At 72.3% G+C, this 18,618-nt stretch carries 3 protein-coding genes; all 3 read right to left on the bottom strand.

Annotation, left to right across the window (positions count from 1 at the left end):
• Window positions 1–129 precede the first annotated feature (129 nt).
• The 3 genes from ADL25_RS17015 to ADL25_RS17005 all read right to left on the bottom strand — a co-directional run bounded on the left by ADL25_RS17015 (window position 130) and on the right by ADL25_RS17005 (window position 18,617).
• Window positions 130–1,323: an RICIN domain-containing protein gene (locus tag ADL25_RS17015; RefSeq protein ID WP_059128594.1), complete on the bottom strand. Its 1,194-nt coding sequence runs from the start codon at window positions 1,321–1,323 to the stop codon at window positions 130–132.
• 88 nt (window positions 1,324–1,411) lie between these two features.
• On the bottom strand, window positions 1,412–2,116 hold the full coding sequence (locus tag ADL25_RS17010; protein ID WP_324614052.1) for a type VII secretion system-associated protein: 705 nt from the start codon (window positions 2,114–2,116) through the stop codon (window positions 1,412–1,414).
• Window positions 2,117–2,288: 172 nt separating this feature from the next.
• A complete protein-coding gene (locus ADL25_RS17005; RefSeq protein ID WP_059128592.1) occupies window positions 2,289–18,617 on the bottom strand; it encodes a hypothetical protein in 16,329 nt (5,442 codons plus the stop codon).
• Window position 18,618 lies beyond the last annotated feature (1 nt).

Here is an 18,618-nt window from a genome sequence, read left to right as displayed (position 1 = left end):
CGCACACCGTTCGACCGACGGTGTGAGGGGTTCCGCCCCGGTCCTCATGACCGGGGCGGAACCTTCGGCTTTTCGAGGCGCGGCGGCCGGACCCCGTCCCGGGCGTGCCGGCCCGGCGACCCGTGCCCGTCAGCCGTTGCTCCACTTCTGGTTGTCCTGGCCGTTGCAGGACCACAGCTGAAGTCGGGTGCCGTTGCCCGTGCCCTCGTCCTTCACGTCCACGCACTTGTCGGCCTGGGGGTTCACCAGGTCGTGGGCGGAATTGAGGCGGAACTGCTGAGCGGGGTTGCCGCTGCAGTTCGCGAGCTGGATCACCGCGCCGTTGGCGCTGGAACCCCAGGCCACGTCCATGCACTTGCCCATGGCGCGCACCGTTCCGTCCGACATGAACTGCCACTTCATACGGGCGGTTCCACTGCAGTCCCAGATGTCCAGGGGCGTGCCGTCGTTGCCCCGGCCGCCGGACACGTCGATACAGCGGCCGGAGGCGTGGCTCCAGATCGAGACACCGGCGACGGCGGGGGAACCTCCCGAGGAGCCGGAGGAACCCGAGGATCCGGTGGACGTCTTGTGACCGGTCGACGTCGTGCCCTTGGTCGTGGACTTCTTGCCGCCGGACGAGGACGACGAGGCATGGTGTTCCGACGTTCCGGACGAGGGTTCCGTACCGGCGGCCGAGTCGCCGGCACCACCGGAACCGCCGGTCGTACCCGATCCCTTGATGTGCTTTCCGGGCTTCGTGGCGGGGGATCCGCTGAGCGAGCCGCCGGGAGAGGGGGACGCCGAGTCGAATGCGCCGGGAACGCCGCCACCCGGTTGTTCGCCTCCGAGGACGGTGCCGGGCGCGGCACCGGTCCGGGCGGTCCGGTCCTTGCCGCCGTCGCCGCCGGTCGTCACCAGGAACGGAACGGACACCAGCAGCGTGCCGACGATGGCGGCCGCCGCCAGCAGGCTCTTGTGGGGCCGCCCGGGCGCGACGGCGGTCGCCGTCTCGGCGGCCGTGACGCCGGACGCCTCCTCCTCCCTGGCCTCGGCGGTGGCGGTGGCCTGCTCCTCCTCGGACCTGGTCTCCTCGGCCTCGGCGGTGCCGGCAGCGGTTTCCGTGCTGCCGGGCTCCGGCTCGCCGCCCTCGTCGGACCCGGCCGGTGCCGACTCCGGCGTCTGCGCCGTCTTCTGCGCCGATTCCGCCTCCGCCGCCCGGGCCTCCGGCTCCGGCTCGGTCCGGGCCTCGGCGGTCGCGGTGGCCGCGGCGGTCTGCTGGGGTTCCTCGGTCTCGGCCTGCGTCGGCTCGTTCGGGGAACTGGGGCGCTGGGAGGCCGTCATGGCGTCCTTCCGGTGAAGACGGTGGTGTGGGAGGTGGTGGGCGGTACGACGTGACCCACGGGCGGGTGCGGCGGGTCGAGCGTGCTGATCATCGCGCAGCCGGCTGCGGCGTCGGCCCCGGGATCCTCGAAGGGGCTTGCGGGGCGCCCGATGCGAGCGCCGCGAGGAGCGTCTCCGTCTCGATCACCATGCTGACGGCGCCGGTCGGATTGAGGTACAGCCGATGTCCCTGCGGCAACCGGCCGACGAGATCGGCGACCCGCAGGGTCTCGGAGGCGAGCAGACCCGCCGCCCGCAGATGTCCGGGGGAGGTGAAGACCGGGATCACCGCGTCGCCGTCCGGTGTGCGCGCGGCGAGCGGTTCGCCTGCGGGCCCGAGCAGCACCGAGACCTCCGCGGCCGCCAGCAGTCGGGGGACCTCGTCGACCGGGCCGTATCCGGTGGAGGCCCGCTGCACTGCCTCGTCCACATCGTCGGTCGGCTCCGGCCAGCCGAGCGCCGTGGGCGAGGGACGGTAGTCCTCGTTGGCGCGCCACTCCTCGATCTCGCCGTTCATCCCGGAGCGCCACTCCCCGACCAAGGCCCAGCCGGGCGGGGGGCCTTCGCCGCGCCAGGCGGGATCGACCATGCCGAGCCAGTGATCGGGCGCGAGCCGGGCCGCCTCCCGTACCTCAGCGGGTATCTCGGGCAACGGCGAGGCCGTGACCGGTGGCTCCGGTGTTCGGCCGTCCGCCGCTCGCCCGGATGCCGCGTCGTCCGGGGACGAGGGCCGCGGCGCTGGGCTGTCGCTCACTGCGTGACTCCTTCATGGTCGGGAGGGACGGGGCCGGGCTCGGGCCGGAGCCGGTCGCCGGTCGCACCGGCCGTGCGGTGTCCCCCTCCGAAGTGGTGCTCCTGATACATAAGTTGTGGATGTGAACACCATATGGCCAGTGGTGTCACCCAGGAACCGGGCCACTGAAGCCTCACCCGGGCTCCTCTCCGGTCTGCCGCGGCTCCGGCTCCCGGCCGAGCAGATAGCGCACGATCCGGTCGAGGTCCTCCTGCTCGAATCCCTTGAACTTGTTCCGGAGGTCATCGGGCTTCCCGATACGGTTCGGGGCCCCGTACACCCACGGCGGCCGCTTCAGATCGGGCTTGCCGTTGCGCTCGCCGGACGCCGGGCGGAGGCCGACCAGGTACTTGCCCGAGCGGGTCGGCGGTGCCTGCACGAGAAGCCGCTCATAGCCGGGGGCAATACCGCCCGCCTCGGTGAGCAGGGAGTTCTGCGCGGCGTGCCACTTCTGCATCCGTTCGCCGCCTTCGCTGCCGGGTTCCTCCATGTACCGGACGGTGTGGCCGGCCAGGGCCAGAGCCTCCAGATTGCCGCTGCGGAAGCCGAGATGGCGGGTGGAGCGACTGCTGCGGCGCAGGTACTCGTACAACCGCATCTGACCGATGCGGGTGTGTCCGCCCCACGCGGCCCGCTCGCTCGCCTCGCCCTTGGCCCAGAACGCGGTGAGGTCGTGCACGTCGAGCCCCTGCTCACGGAACTCCGTCTCCATCGCGGGGTACTTCGTCGCGTGCGCCGGGTCGGCGTAGGCGTCCCCGGCGATGATGACGAGCGGACCCCCCTCGGCCGTGCGCGACTCTTCCCGCAGCCGGGTCAGGATCTGCCGGACACCCGAGTAGCCGGTGTCGTGCTCGACGTGGACATCGCCCTTCTTGCCGCTGAACCGCGACCACAGGATGACGGTGTCCCGCTTCGGGGACGGCTCGATGTGCCGCTCGGCCAGCCACTCCCGGGCCGCGTCACGGTCCTTGGCCGGGAAGCCCGCGTCGTCCAGCCGCCATGCGGCGCGCACCTTGCGCCTGACCTCCACGGTGAAGTGCCTGCCGATCCAGGTCGTCCCGGAGCCCACCGGGATCACGAGGTTCTTCCTCTCACCGCCGGTGAGCCTGCGGCCGATGACGTCGGCGGCCTTGGCTTCGGCCGCCTTCGCCGGCTTCTCGCCCTCGGCGAGCCGCACCAGGTGTACCCGCTCCTCGGGGATGCCACCGGTCAGGTAGAAGTCGTGGATGTCCGGGCCCTTGTCCTGTTGCGCCCGGTCGGCGATACCGGTGATCACCGCGACATGGAGGTTCTCGTCCGCGATGAGTGCGGCCGCGATGCCGAACTGGTCGCCGGTGGCGTATCCGGGCTGCCAGAGCAGCCGCTTCGGCTCCGTCCCGGTGTCCTCCAGCCGTTTGCCCAGAGCCGCCGCCAACTCGGGGTCCAGTTCCGGTTTGCGAAGCACCAGGCGGGCCCGGTCCAGTTCGCCGAGCCCGGCCTCCCGGAGCGGGATGGCGGGGGCGAGCTGGAAGGCGACCCGTGCGGCGCCGTCGTGCCCGAGATCCGCAACGTCCTCATGGGTGACCTCGGCGCCCAGGAGAGCGGGGGCGCTCAGCCGTTCCCTGAAGGCGTCGGTGAGGTCCGCCTCCGTGATGTCGCCGTTCTCGGTGAGGGGGCTGCTGCTCGGCTCCTCGTGCACGTCTGCGTCGCGCGGAGCCCCGTCGACCACCGGCGCGACCGTGGTTCTCGGGAGGGCCGCCAGATACTCCGTACCGCGCCGGTACAGCGTCACCGTGCGGTCCGGCTGCGCCTGGGGCGGGACATGGGTCTCGGCGCGGCCGTCCTCGGAGACGACGGTGATGCGGGCCCGGTGGGCGACGGCCGCCAGCTCCACCGCGGTGCGGGCGGTCGCGTCGTCCCAGCGGCGGCCCGTGTGGAGCTGTGTACGGATCAGCGCACGTTCTTGACGTGATGACAGTTCCAGGTCGTCGGGCAGTCTGCCGCCGGAGCGCCGGAACTCCTCGGTCCGCGCCGCGTCCAGGGCGACCCCGGCGTGCTCCAACTCGTCGTGGGTGAAGGGCGCATCACGATCCAGTACGGCCGACGGCGGCAGCGGGGAGCCGCCGACCAGGGCGACCGGGTCGCTCTCGCGCTTCGGATGGACGGCCGCCGTGAGCGCGGACCAGAAGCCGTTGCCGTCGCCCGACGGTTCCATGAGGTCGTGGGCGGTGCCGTCCGGAGCCGTCAGTGTGGCCCCGTCGCGGCCGGTGCCGTGCTGCCAGGCGCCGGTCTCCGCGGTGGTCCAGGGCGCCTTGGCGTGGGCGGGCCGCCGCGGCCCGTCGTCGACCGTCGCTCTTTGCCGGTCCCGGGGCAGGGCCGCGGGCAGTGCGGGCTCCCGTGCCGCCTCGCCGCCGGGAACCGCGTACCGGTAGTGACGGTCCTTCAAATGCAGGACGACATGCGGGAGTTGCTCGCGCTTCTCGGCCCCGGCTGGAGTGAAGTCAAGGAAGCCGCCGTCTGCCCGGATCACCGTCACCCGGACCCCGAAGGCCCGGGCCGCCAGGGCCGGAAGCAGGTCGGCGGCGCCGTGGTCCCAGCCGGCGTCGTCCGCGCTGTCGCCGCCGCGCCGCACCTGGGCCGCGGCGAGTGCCCCGCGCTGCGCCTCGGGCAGTTCCGCGTGCAGGGGCATGTGGCCGGTGTCGTCGAACTCCCGCTGTTCGGGTCCCACCGGTGCGAACGCGACCTCGGCGGTGGCCAGTTCGGCCGTGCTGAAGGTGTCCCGGGTGTCCGGGGAGACGAAGGCGAGCAGGTCCGCGTTGCCCGGGTCGTCGAGACCTGCGGCCAGCCGGGCGCGGAGTCCGGTCACGATCTGCTGCCGGTCCGCCGCCGCTGCCAGGTCACCGAGCAGATCCGGGTCGGCCTGGTGGAGTCCCTCCGCCAGCGCATGGTGGAAGGCGTCACCGTCGGCGGGCACATCGTGCAGCGTGTACGCGGCACCGGTCGGCGAGGTCAGCGTCGCCGGGGCGTCACCGGTGCCCTTGGCCTCGGTGTAACGCTCGTGTGCCGGGGCGGACTTCGCGGGCGGATTGTCCAGCACCACGGCCGGCGGTTCGGTGAGACCGGCGCGCCGTTCCGGCTCGCCGGGACCGTGGGGCTCGGCGGGCAGCCGGTGCCAGCGGGTGAGCCGGTCCGTGGCGGCCCGGACCCGGTGGAAGTCCTCGGCCGCCGACTCCGCCTTGCCGAGCTCGGTGTTCATGGCCTGGTGCGTGGCGCGCAGTTCGCGTCTGATCGCCTTCAGCGCGGCGGCCGTCTCGCGTACCTCCCGCCGTTCCGCCTCGGCGGGGCGTGGCCCGGAGCCCCGATCCTCCCCGCGGACGCCGTCCGCCTCGAGCGCCGCGGCGAGCCGGAGCTTGGCGGCGGTCAGCTCACGCCTTGCGGCGCCGAGACGCTCGCGCAGTTCGGACATCGCCCTGCGGTGCTGCCAGTACTTCTTGTCCGCACCCACCCATGTGTCGCTCGCCCGGGTGACCTTGGACCAGGCGTCAGCGACCTGGGGCGGGAAGGTCTCGTCCGAGACGAGGCCCAGCTCACGGGCGACGTCCTCGCGGACCCAGGCGATCACCTGGGTCTCGGCCTCCACCGCCTGAGGGCGGGGCTTGACGTAACCGAAGGGGCCCAGGTGCTCTCCGAGCCAGGCGCCGGGCCGGCTGTCCTTGAAGCCGCGCTCCACGTCCGCGACACCGAGCCAACTCGTCGGTATCGCGAACAGGAAGGCGCGGCCGGTCTTCGGTTTGAGCGTGATCTGCGCAGCCTCGGCGCTGCCGAGCCTGGCGGCGTCGGCCTCGGCGGCCGTGGCGTCGGAACCCGCGACGGCCGGGACCGCCGTGCCCGCCACACCGGTGGCCAGCAGCGGTCCGCCGCCCAGCGCGGGATCGTGCGCCCCGCTGCGGGCCACGGAACTGTCGCTTCCTGTGGTGTCCCGTTCGGCGCTCTCCATCGTGGCGTCCGGAGCCACCGCCAGCAGCCGGGCCCCGGCGAGGTCCGGCCGCGAATAGAGCCGGTACTCACCCTGGGCGCCCCCGACGAAGCTGTCCTCGGTCAGCCCCGCCACCTGGAATCCGTCGTCGGAGGTGGTGTCGCCGAAGAAGGCGGCCAGGGAGGCGTTGCTCGTGCCGTCGTGCAGCGCCAGCGCCGATGCGGTGCCCGGCCTGGTCAGCGGGGTGCGGCGGGCCCGGTCGACGGCCTGGTCGAGATCGGTGCCGGACAGCTTGCGCCGCTTTCCGGCTCCGGGGCCGGCCGAGGCGCCGTACGCCCTGGCGATGGCGAGGTCTCCCGCGGCCTGCAGTCCGGTCAGGCCCACGATCCGGCGCACATCGAACCCGATCGGCGGCTTCCGGAACGGGCGGCTGGTGCCGTCCGGATGGGGGGTCGCCCGCCACGCCTCGACGGCCTTCCCCAAGCCCTGCGAGGTGGTGCCGCCCAGTGCCGAGACGGTGACCGTCTTCGGCGGTGCGGCCGGCTCCGGTGGCGCCAGGGGATCCGGTGCCGCTCCGTCCGCCGGTGCCGTGGCCGGGACGCTGAGGCTCAACGGCAGCTGCTCGCGCATCCTGCCGACCGCGCCCTCGGCATGGACGGTACGGCCGCCGCCCAGATCCAGGGTGAGCCGCAGGGTGTAGCGGGTGAGGTATTCGGCGTAGGGCTCGTTGGCGTAGAAGATCGAGGACCGCCAGCGGGTCGTGGAGCGTGCGGTCGTGGTCTGCTGGGTGCTCGACCCCAGCTCGCCGTAGGTCGGTCCGGCGGCCCGGGCGACGGGGTCGCCGGTGCGCACCGCCTCGCCGACGCTCATGCCCACGGCCTTGGTGCCGCTGCTGCTCACGGCGTCCTCGGTGGTCTCGGTGGCGTGCCGGCCGTCCTTGAGGACCGCACTGTGGCCGAGGCCGTCGAACTCCGGCTCCTCCGCGACCAGTTCCACCTTGAGGGCGGCGGTGCGCCCGCCGACGCGGACGCTGCGCCACCCGGGCCCCCCGATACGGGTCCGTGCCGCGGCGCCGGTGGAGGTCAGCTGTTCCCGCAGGGCACGTACGGCCCGCGGGGTGACGAGGGAGTGCACGCGGTCGCGACTCGCGTCGTCGACGCCCAGTTCGCGCAGCTTGCCGTCGAAGTCGGCGAGCACCGCGGTGGTGTCCAGGGAGTTCACCGGGTACGAGCCGAAGGGGTGGTCGCGCAGCCACTTGGGCTGGCTCCAGGCCTTCGCGGCGTACCGGGGCACCTCTCCCAGCCGGTCCCTGAGCAGCCCCAGCCGGTGGGCGGCCTTCTCCGACAGATGGCCGAGCCAGTCCCCGGAGAAGGTCAGCCGGCGTCCCGCCCAGTGGGCCCGCGTCCAGGTGGCCAGGGAGTGCAGCGGGGACAGCAGCCCGTCGGCCCGCACCGAGCCGGCGACGTCGTGCTCGGTGTCGCCCGCCACGAGGACCTTGTGGCTCTCGTCGACGGGATTGATGTCGGCGGTGACGGTGCGGTTCACGCTGTGCGTCACCGCGCGCAGCCGTCCCCGGCGCCCGACGAGCCCGTAGGAACCGGCGATCGAGGGCCCGGTGGGATGGGTGTGGAGGAAAACCGCGCTGCCGATGACCGTGAAGCTCTGGGTGGTGGTGACGGCGCCGGAGGCCTGGAGGTCGCTGCCGAGCGTCTGCTCCGTCTCTATCTTGGCCGGCTTGGAGACGACCCGCGGACGGACCACACGCATACGGTGCACGAGTGTGCCGAGCCGGTTGAGGTAGGGCCCCTTCCCGAACAGACCGGTGATCCGCGAACCGGCGGGTCCCGAGGCCTGGTCGAAGTCGGCCGTCAGGTACTGCGCCTGGAACGGCCGCAGCATGGCGTCATGGGCGGGGGCGCCGGTCTCCCCGAAGTGCCAGGAACCGCCCGAGGCGTCACGCATGACGTCCTCCGCGGCCTTGGTGAGTTCGCCGTGGGCGCCCACGCTGAGCGGATAGTGCGGAAGGTCCCCGAACGGGTTCGGGCCGTGCTCCCGGCCGGCGCCCCGCACGTCTCCCGTCGCAAGGGCCTTGGCCCGGGCCGGGTCCATCTGCTCGACCTCGACCGGCGCCGGGGTTTGTGCCCCCGCGTGCGGATCGGTGGCAGGGGTGTGCTCGGCGGGCACGGCGAGGAGCACCCGGCCGGTCACCGCGTTGCCCGCGGTGCCGCCGACGAGTGGGCTCTCCTGCTCACGCCGTACAAAATGGTGTGTGCCGAGCACGCCGAGCGAGGCGACGCCGCGCCACAGGTTGCGGAAGCGCCAGTAGCCGCCGCTGACCGCGGACAACTCCAGTCGATAGCTGTGCAGATGGGACGGCGAGGCGCCGATGCTCAGCGACTCGTACGAGACGGTGGCGCCGTAGCCGGTCCTGCGGCCCGTCTGCCGGCCCCAGCGCGGACCCGCCTGGAGCGAGCCGGTGTTGGGGGGCAGGCCGATGACGTCCTTGGCGGAGTCCCGCACCGACACGGAGACGTCCACCCCGGCCTCGTAACCGCGCACGACGTTCTGCTGTCCGTCCAGGCGCTCGGTGCCCGGGGCACTGCCGCGCACGATCAGGTCGTTCTGGGTTCCCTCGTAGCGCCGGTCGGTCAGCCGGCCGTCGATCCAGATCCAGCGGTAGGACCGGGTGAAGCGGCCGGGTACGACCAGCCCGATCCGCAGGCCGGTGGTGACGAGCGTCTCGAGATGGCCGGCCATGCTGTGGTGGGACAGCGTGTTGATGACGGTCAGGGTGTTCTGGAGCGCCATCCGGTAGTGCTCGGCGTCACGCCAGCGGGGATCGGACGGATCGCCGAACTCCTCCAGCGGCGCGACCATTCCGGGGTACGCGCGGGCCGCCGCCCGGACGACCTGATCGGTGAAGGTGTCCAGCAGAGTGCGCTCGGGTCCCTCGGTCCCGTCCTTGCGGGTCAGGGCACCGTCGTCGTGGGTGAACGCCTCGGGGCGGCTCATCCCGAGGACCGCCGGGTCCTCCTTGGTCAGATAGACCGGGGCGTGCGGCGCGTTGCGGTGGCGCTTGCGCAGGGTGGTGCCGTCGTCCCAGCCCGCGTGGCGGCGCGCCTCGGTGCGCGTCATCCGGTCGAGGCTCCAGGTGGTGAACGGCGTGGGCTCCGTGTCCCCGGTCATGCGGACATAAACCGTCTTGCGGACCAGATACAGGTCGGTGGGGACCTTCTTGGCCTGACCGACGATCTTGCGGCTGCCGGCGCCGCCGAAGACTCCGGTGTGCGTCGTGGTGCGCGCGTACCGTCCGGCGAGGCCTGCCATGGCCCGCAGCCCGGCGCGCATGCCGAAGAAGTCGGCGAAGGTGGCGCTCGGACCGACGGCCGCGTTGATTTCCTGGCTGTACGACTTGCCCAGCGAGCGTTCGTTCCTGACCGCCCGCTGGATGGTGTTGCGCATCTCCGCGGCGGCTGACTCGGTGAGCAGCCGCGCCTCGCCGGGCACCACCCGCTCGACCACGAAGGCGCCCACGGGGGAGCGTTGCGGGTCGTCGCCGACCAACTGGCGTGTGGTCACCTTGTCCCGGGCGAGGCGGTCGGCCATCCGGTGGAAGTTCTCCGTCGTGAAGAACCCCGCGATCTCGTCGTAGGCGGCGGTGCCCGGTTCGGCACCCGCCCGCCTCAGCGCCCAGTCGCGCATCTTCTTGACCGGTCCGTAGCCCTCGGTGTGCACCAGGCGGTAGTCGGACCACGGTCCGAGTGTCATGGTGCGGGGCACGCGCCCCGCCCGGGACGGCGAGGTCTCCCCGTCCGACAGCCGGACGGACAGCCCGTTGCGCACGCCGAAGGTGAAGTGGCTCTCGCCGGTGAAGAAAGCCCGCGGCAGCCCGCTGCGCGCGACACCGGAGCGCGGGCCGACCACCTGCACCTCGTACTGGACGTCGTCCAGGTGCAGATGGGACCCGTCACCCATCCGCGTCTCGACCTGACTGAGGGTCTGCTCCTGCATGCCGTAGTCGTACGAGCGGTGGTAACCCAGGGCGCCACCGACACGGCCGTAGGCGGCGAGCGCCCCGCCCGTGGGCGGTCCGATGGCGAAACTCGGGGCGATCCGCACCGAAGTGCTGAGGTTCTTGCCCGCGCCGGTGGTGACCTGACTGCGCTGGACCCCGTCGAACTTGAACGGAGCGCCGTAACCGTCCGCGAACCGTTCCCAGTTGCCGTGCGGCCGGGTGGTGACCCGCAGCACCCGCACCCGGCCCCGGGCGTCCCGGAACGGCGGGGACTCGTAGCCGTCGCCGTGGAAGGCCCAGGGGGTCTCCCCCAGTGCCCGCTCCAGATCGGCCAGGGCCTCGCCCGCGCCGGGATCGGCAGACTCGTCGAGTCCCGTCCGCGCGCCGATCTCGCGTGCGACCTGGTCGGTGCCGCGCAGGGTGACCCGGGCCTGTCCGTAACTGCCCGAGGCCGTGCCGTCCTCGCCGTCGCCCGTCAGATGGGCGGGGAGCCGGCTGCCGTCGCTGAAGACCACCGCGCGGCCGTCCCGGGGCGGTGGCAGCAGCGAGCGGTCGAGCCGGGGCGGACGGTGGGTGTCGAGCTCGGTGTCGATACGGAAGAAGGCGGGCTTGGGCTTGTCCGGCTTGTTCTCGCCCGGCTTGGGCTGCTGCGGTCCGGTTCCGTCCCGCTTCGCCCCGTTCGGCCCGGGCGGGTTCTGCGCCGGTGAGGACGTAGGGGGCTGCCCCGCACTGCCGCCCTTGGTGCCGATTGCGAAGTGCACCTTCTTCTTCGGCGGTGACGAGGACGGCCCGCCGGGAGCCGCAGCGGGCGCGACGGCCGAGTAGTGGTCCCGGCCGTTGTAGTGGACGTACACCGGGCCGGTGGCGCCCTCGGCCAGGTGGTGGTCCTGGCGTCCGTCCTGGACCACGACCACGTCGAGCCCGATGCTCCGCGCGACCGCGGGCAGCGTGCGGTCGAAGAACGGTGTCGCCCACAGCCGCACGTCACGGATCGCCCGCTCCACCAGGCCGGCGGTCGTGGTGCCGGTGATCTCGGCGAGGTCCGGGGCCGTCCGCGCCCAGCGCGGATAAGCGGTCTGCAGCAGGCGCCGCCAATGGGCCTGCGCCCTCTCGTCGCCGGCGCGCAGACCGGCCAGGAGCCGTGTGCGCAGAAGGTCGGCGTGGTGCTGGTCGGCGAGCCGGCGCCGGTCCTGCCGGGGCGCGCCGTCCACCCGGGCCTGCTGTTCCGGGGTGAGGGCGGGCAGCGGTACTCCGCCCAGTACGTGCCGCAGCGTGACGGTGTCCAGGTCGCCCACGAGGACGTCCAGCGGATCCATCCGCATGGGCTCCTCGTCCCGCAGTTCGGAGTCGGCGAACCAGTCCGCCGCATGGTCGCGCAGCCGGCGCACGGTCATGTTCCGTACCTCGGAGGCCGGTTGCTGCCGGGCGGCACTCGCCAGCACCGAGGTGAAGAAGCAGTCGCCGTCGCCCGCCACGTTCAGCACGTCGAGCCGGGGCCGGCCGCCGGCCGCGGGGAGCTGCCGGGCCACCGTGCGGACCGCGGTCGCCTCGGGTGATCCCTTCGCGCCACCGTCGGGCAGGGCGTCCGTGGCCGGTGTGCTCTCGCCCGGTGGACCTGGCGGGGACGGGGAGGCGTCGGGGACGGAGGACAGGGACAGCCGGTGCAGTGGCGCGGCGGGGTCGGTGTCGTGGGCCCTGCCCGCCTCGGTCAGCACGGTCCTGTACTGCTCCGCGTCCGGTGTCGCGGTGTCGGGCAGACCGAGCAGGTCGCGGGTGATCCGGCGCAGCAGGCCGGGTGTCATCCGGCCGTCGGTGTGTCCGGCGGCGGAGCCGTTCGCGCCCGGGTTCCAGCGAAGCGCGTCCAGTGCCGCGAGGTCGCGCAGCAGCGCATGGTGCTCGGCGGAGCCCTCGATGCCGGTGCCGAGCGTGCCGCGCAGCGTCCGGATCAGCTGGAGGGTGCGGTTGCGCGCCCAGGGGTCAGCGGCCTCCGGGCCGTCGTGCAGTCCCGCGTGCCGCGCCAGGTCGTCCAGGGCGTCACCCGACGGCTCGGGGGTGAAGGCCGTCCAGGCGCCCGGAGCTCCGTCCGGGTCCAGATAGAGGATCGGCCGTATCTGCCCCTTGCTGTCCACGGCCGTACCGGCCTCGGTGGTGGGGGCGTGGACCACGCGGCCGGTCAGATTGGCCACGTGCTGGGCGACGGACAGCCCGCCGTGCTCCGGCGGCCGGCCGGTGGAGCACGAGTACAGCACGATCGGCCGGTCCTTGGGTCCGAGGTCCCCGCGTCCCAGATAGCGGGCCAGTTCCCGGCCCGTGACCTGCACGGTGGTCCCGTCCGCAAGGGCGAGGGTGACCCGGGTCGGTGTGCCGTGCCCGGCGAAGAAGGTGGCGCCGCCTTCCCGCCATGGCACGGCGTGCGGTGAACCCACGAGGACGGCACGGTCGCTGCGGTGGTCGGAGTAGGTGCCGCCCGCGAGCACGGTGGGCATGCGCTGATCGCGCCGGGCCCAGTCCCCCGGTGTGTAGGAGGCCTGGCCCACCTGCCGTCCGTCGCTCCCCGTGAGCGTGATCCGGCGCAGCGAGGAGTCGGCCACGGTGCGGTCGTCGAGGGTGCGGACGGAGGACGTACGGACGGCGGGGACGGGGGCCGGGGAGTCGGCGGGGGTGACGGGACGGGGCACCAGACGGGCGGGCGGAGCGGAACGGCCGCCTGTGCTCCTGCCCTCGGTGAGGACGCCTGACGTGGGGTGCGCGCTGCTCCCCGCCGTTCCCGTGGGGGCCGCCGGGCGCAGGCCCGCCAGGGCCGACGCGGCACGGTTCAGGCCGGTGATCCAGTCGTCGAACGGCTTGTTGACGAAGACTTCCAGCATCTGGGACGTCAGCCTCTGCCGCTCCGTCATGGCCTGCATCGCGGCCGTCGACATGCGCTGCTGAGCGGCCGCGGCCATCATGCCGGCGTAGTTCGCCACGAGCTCCCGCTGGAGATTTCGGCGCCCCTCGGCGAGGCTCGTCGCGAGTCGCTCCAGGGCCGCGAGATCGGTGACCTGCTCCAGTTGCCTGATCTCGTCGGTGATATGGCTCTGGACGCGGCCGACGACCTGTTGCATCGCCGTCGCCTCCGCACCGGAGGGCCTTGTGCGCGCGAGGTCGTCACGGCGTACGTTCAGGAGCGAACTCGGATCGTCCCGCTCGGCCCGGGCCCTGGCCAGATGAAGCCCGGCGACCGTCCGGGGGTGCGGTGCCGCGCCCTCGTCCCGCAGCAGCTCCGTCCAGTTCTTCGCCGGGTTGTGGATGAACTCGTTCACCAACTGCTGAGCGAGATCACGCACCTTGACGGCGGCCCCGCGCTGCTCCCTGGAGGCATTGCCGCCGATGACGCTCGCCTGGCCGATCAGGCTCTCGAGCTGATCGCGCAGCGAGGCGCGCTGTGCCTTGAACTGGTCCGCGAGGTCACGGAGGGACTCGAAGTCGGTGACACGCCCGAGCGCCGCCACCTCGCGGTCGACATGCGCGTCCACGGCGTCGAACAGGTTGGCCAGCAGCTGCGGATCGCCGCCCGCCGGGCCCACGTCGAGGATCTTCCTGCGCAGCTGCTGCAGTGGCCAGTTGTGCTGCTCGCGCTCGCTGCGCGCCATCGCCTGGTAGAACCGCACGGTGTGCTCGAGCTCCCGGCCGGGGTCGAGGACCAGCGGACGTCTGCGGAACTGCCCGAAGGAGATGGAGTCCTTCGCCGTGGCACTGGTGTGGTTCTCCTGGCTGAGGACCTCCCAGCCGTTCGGACCGTGCCACAGCATGTTCGCGACCTCGAAGAGCCGGTCGCCGCCCTCCGCGTGGTCGCCGCCGTAGTACTCGTCGTGGCCGAACCAGTCGGTCGGCCGTATGTCGCGCCGGAAGTCGACGGTGTGATGGAAGTTCGACTCCGGCGACTGGTAGTGCCATACGGTGAAGCGGTCGGGCGCCGAGTGGCCCGACACCACGAACGCACAGCCGTTCATGGCCGGCGTCACCACCAGCCCGGGACCGGAGCCGTCGCGTGGATCGCGGGGTACCGAGGTGTGCCCGATGCTGCGCTCGGGGTCGGATGTGCCTCCCGTGAGGTAGGGAGCGAAGGCGGCCTCCACATAGCCGTGTTCCTCACGGAGCGGAGGCAGCGCGTCCGCGGGCAGACCGAAGGACCTGACGTCCGCGTAGTGGTGCGCGTACCACTCGACCGCCGGTGCCAGCACATACACGGGTCGCCCGCCGGGGTCCCGGCGCTTGTCCTCGACCAGTACGAACCGGTGCTGGTCCAGGGCCGGATCGGCCAGGGCCCTGACGAACGCACGACGGGCGTTCGGGTCGAGCGCAGGGGTGTGCAGCGCCAGACCCTCGTCGAGGTCCATGGACAGGACGTTCGCCCCCAGGAAGTCCGCCGGGGCCGCCGTCAGCGACTGCTCGGCGGTGAGGTCCCCGCCGGTCGCGGCAGGCTGGGAGGCGAGGGAGGGAGCCGAGTGGCCGGACGTGTCCTGATGCGCGGTGCTGCCGCTGCCGCTCTCGACGAGGACGCCCGTGGTGGGCTCGGAGGAGCCGAGCGGATCGGTGTGGTCTCCCGTGGTGGGCTCGGACGAGCCCAGCAGATCGGTGAAGTCGCCGAAGTCCTCGTCGGAGTCGTCGGAGGAGCCGAGCAGATCGGTGAAGTCACCGAAGTCCTCGTCGGAATCTTCGGAATCGTCGGAAAGGTGGGAATCTCCGGGGTCGCCCGAGGCCGCCGACACGGTGGACACGGGGGACGGCCCCTGTGTCCGCGTCGGACCGGTGCCGACGGTGCCGACGGTGCCGACGGTGACGCTGGCCGGGCCGGGCGGGATCGCCGATTCCGTACGGACCGGGCTCGACGGCGCGCTCTGCTGCTCCGGGGCCGGTGCCGGAGCGTGGGCGGAGACCGTCGGCAAGGGGTGCGGCCGGCCGGAGGAGGCGTCGGTGTGCGCCCCGGAGAAGGCGATCCTCAGCGCCTGGAGCACCTGATCGTTGCGCGGGTCCCGGGCCTGCGCCGCCAGATTCCGGAAGTAGGTGTGGAGCGGGGCGCCTTCGGTCACGGAGTCCTTGATCGCGTCGGCCACGGCCCGCGTCTGCTCCGGCGTCGGACCCACCGAGAGCGTGTGGGTGGCGTCCCGCACGGTCCTCTCGTGACCGGCGTGCAACTCGTCCACCACGTTCTGCAGTTGCTTGTGCTGGTCCGTGGTGAGGACGAATTCGGCCGGATCCCGCATCTGCCGCTTGACCTTCGCGAGATCGTGCGAGTCGAAGTCCACCATCCGCTGGACGGTGTCGCCGTTCCCGAGGATGCCGGTGATCCGCTCCTTCGGCAGGGCGTCGGTCAGCCGCAGCATCTCGTCCTGGGTCAGCAGCCGTCCCCCGTCCAGCGTGGGGAGCGCGCCCAGCACCGAGCGTGCGGTATGAGTCTTCTCGAGGTCGTCCCAGCCGGGGGCGCTCTCCAAGCGGGTACCCCACTCGCTCTTGCGCACGATCGCCTCGGTGACGTCCTGGAGCCGGTCGGCGGCGTCGGGATCGTGACGGTCGTACGGCGTGTGGTGGGTCAGTACGGAGAAGAACGGGCGCCCGAGAAGCTGTGCCAGGTTGCTCGTGTTGGCACCTTCCAGGACGGCGGGCAGGGTGCCGAGCTGGTACACCTGCCGGAACACGTCCTGCGGCAGCTTGCCGCCGTTGACGATCAGGACCTGGTCCGGGCCGAGGGCGGCGATACGGTCCGCCAGGTCTTCGGCGTCGAGGTCGGCGTGATCCAGCCAGTCCGCGGTGTGGCGCGGAGCGAACGGCACGGTGGCGTCGCCGAAGGTGATCACCACCGAAGGCCTGCCGAGCCCGGCCGCATGCGCTCCGGATGCCAGCGTGTTCACGGCGGAGGCACGGCCGGAGGCGGCCACGTTGTGCAGGCCGTAGACGGGCATCAGATCGGCCCGGCTCTTCAGGACGGCGTCCACCACGGCCCGCAGACCCTCACCGCGCGCGCCGCCGACCTGGTCGGTGATCAGGTTGTCCAGCTCGGGCCCGGTCAGCTTCGGCACATGGAAGCGGTACAGGGCGCCGCCGGGGATCGGCGGGGTGCCGGTTCCGTCGTCCTCCAGGTCATGGACCGTGACCGGTCCCTCCGCGCCCGGGCGGGTGTAGAGCAGCCGGTGCGACTGGCCCCAGGCGTACGGTTTGAGGACGATCGCGCGGTCCGCGCCGACGAAGTCGAGGAACTCCTTGGCGGTTTTCGAGTCCGGGTCGAGACGGTCGCTCGCGGCCACCAGGACCAGGGAGTCCTTGATGTTCCCGGCCTGGACTCCGGACCCCGTCGTGCCCGACCCGAACGTGCCCGTCTGCCAGTCGATCCGCCGGTTCATGGCGTCCGGCACCAGCAACTGGAGCCGGTCCTGGACGCTTTCCGGGGCGACGACCGTGATGCGCCCCTCGTAGCCCAGCTCGTGCAGCGAGTCCATCAGCATGGTGGCCGCGGCCTGGTGGCCGAAGTTCGCGGCGTCGTCCACCACCACCGTCACCCCGGGCAGCGAGGCCAGCTGCTCGTGCACGGCCCTGCGCAGGTCCAGTTCCGCCGGCGAGGGCATGTCTGCGCCGCGGTGGGCCGCGATCTCGTCGAGCAGCTGCTGTTGTGACGCGTGCGAGGTGTCGGGCGTGGTGATCAGCCGCCGCCAGGCGTCGTGTTCGGCGGGGGTGGTGTTGCCGACGGCCGGTGCTGCCGGCGGGTGCGCGGTCGGCGCGGGCGGAGCCGCGACGGACGGGGGTGGGCCCACGGTGGACGCCGGGGTGACCGGGGACGCCGAGTCGACCGCGGGCGCCGGGGTGACCGTCGTGTCCCCCCGGTCGTCCGCTGCCTCGGTGGTGTCCGGGGGAGTGGAGGCCCCGTCGGAGGACGTCGTACGCGGTCCGTGCGAAGCGGTTGAGGGGTGCGGGGACGCCGAGCCCGTGGTGCCGGGTGCGTGGTCGACGGTCGGCTGGTCGCCGTGCGTCGTGGGGCTGTGCGGGGCGGTGGTGTCGCCGCTCTCGGTGAGGACGCCGGTGGTGGGGCTCTCCTCGCCGCTGTGATCGGTCCCTTCGGCACCGTCGCCCTGGTCGGCACGGGCCTGCTGGTGCTCGTCGGTCCGCTCGTCCCCGTGCGCGTCGCCGCGGTCCGCCTGGCCGGTACGACCGCCCGTGCCGGGGGTGTTCCCCGTGCCGACCGTGCTGGTGTGCACGGGCGGCGGTGTGAAAGCGGAGTCCTCGGCGGAGCCGGAGCGGGTACCGGAAAGGGAGCTCGTACGGGTGCCGGAGCCGGATCCCGGGACCGGGGCACCACCCGTGGACAGGGGCACCGAGGTGCCGGGGCCGTTCCCGGACGTGCCCGGGGTCCCTCCTGCATGGTCTTGGGAACCACCACGGGTACCGTCGGCTCCGCCGTCCGAAGCGTCGTTCGACGTGGGCGTGTTCGGGCCGAAGGTGTTCCTGATCCAGTTCCCGGAGCCCGCGGCTCCCGCGCTGAGCGTGTTCTCGACCTTGCCGCTGATGCCCGCGCCGAGGAAGGTGTCCCAACTGGTCGACCAGTTCCCCGTGAACAGGCCGCTGCCGAGGAACTCGGCAGCGGCCTCCGAACCCCCCTCCACGACGAAGTCGCGACCGTCCCGGCCGAGGTCCCGCGCCACCTTGTCCGGCGAGAAGTGGGAGTTCTTCCCGCCGAGGTCACGGACGTCGTTCTTGCCGACCTTCGAGACCACGTCGTTGGCGAAGTCCTTGTCGAAGCCCTTCCCGAAGGGGTTGTTCTTGAAGAACTTGCTGATGACATTCCCGACGTTCGAGAACGCGCCGTGGAAGATCGAGGCGAAGGCGCCGAAGGCGCCGTCCTGCGCGATCTGGGCCCAGTCGAAGCCCTTGGGACGGCGCCCCTCCGGTCCTGCGACCATCATGGCGAGCCGGACCGCGAAGGTCATGAACGCCTCTTCGAACGCCTCGCTCAGGGTGGGCATCAGATGCGTCCGCTTGAGCAGCGTGTCCATGACCGTGAGGATCACCACGCGGCTGCGGGCCCTGGCGACGGCCGCATCACCGGCGGAGGAGCCGCCGCTGAAGATGGACATCACCAGGATGATGGCGAGTTCGATGAGCAGCCGGATCAGCTCGGCGATGATCTGCCACTTTGACTCGGTGATGTTCATCGACGTCTGGACGCGCCCCTGCGCGATCTCGTCCAGCTGGTCGGCGAACTCCTTCAGGTAGTTCGTTCCGCCGTCGTTGACGAACAGGTTCATCGCCCGCACGTAGTCGTTCCCGACCCGGGGCGGCAGCGCCCTGCCCGTGCCGACGACGGACTGCTCGATGATGTCGGACAGTTCCAGGACACGCTTGCCGAGCCGCTTGTACGGCAGATGGCTGGCGTAGGCCTGGTCCTCGTTCGCCTGGAGCAGGCGTTCGCCGATCAGGACGAACAGCAGGTTGTTGAGCTGGGGCGAAGCCTCGATCGCCATG

It is taken from the genome of Streptomyces sp. NRRL F-5122 (assembly GCF_001507435.1).
GTDB classification, from domain to species: Bacteria; Actinomycetota; Actinomycetes; order Streptomycetales; family Streptomycetaceae; genus Streptomyces; species Streptomyces lannensis.
The sequence above is the reverse complement of the archived record's forward strand: the minus strand, read 5'-3'. Positions and strand labels throughout refer to the sequence as shown.

Excerpts from the sequence above, each read along its gene's own strand:
- ADL25_RS17015 (WP_059128594.1), bottom strand. The coding sequence starts at position 1,323 with ATGACGGCCTCCCAGCGCCCCAGTTCCCCGAACGAGCCGACGCAGGCC.
- ADL25_RS17005 (WP_059128592.1), bottom strand. The coding sequence starts at position 18,617 with ATGGCGATCGAGGCTTCGCCCCAGCTCAACAACCTGCTGTTCGTCCTG.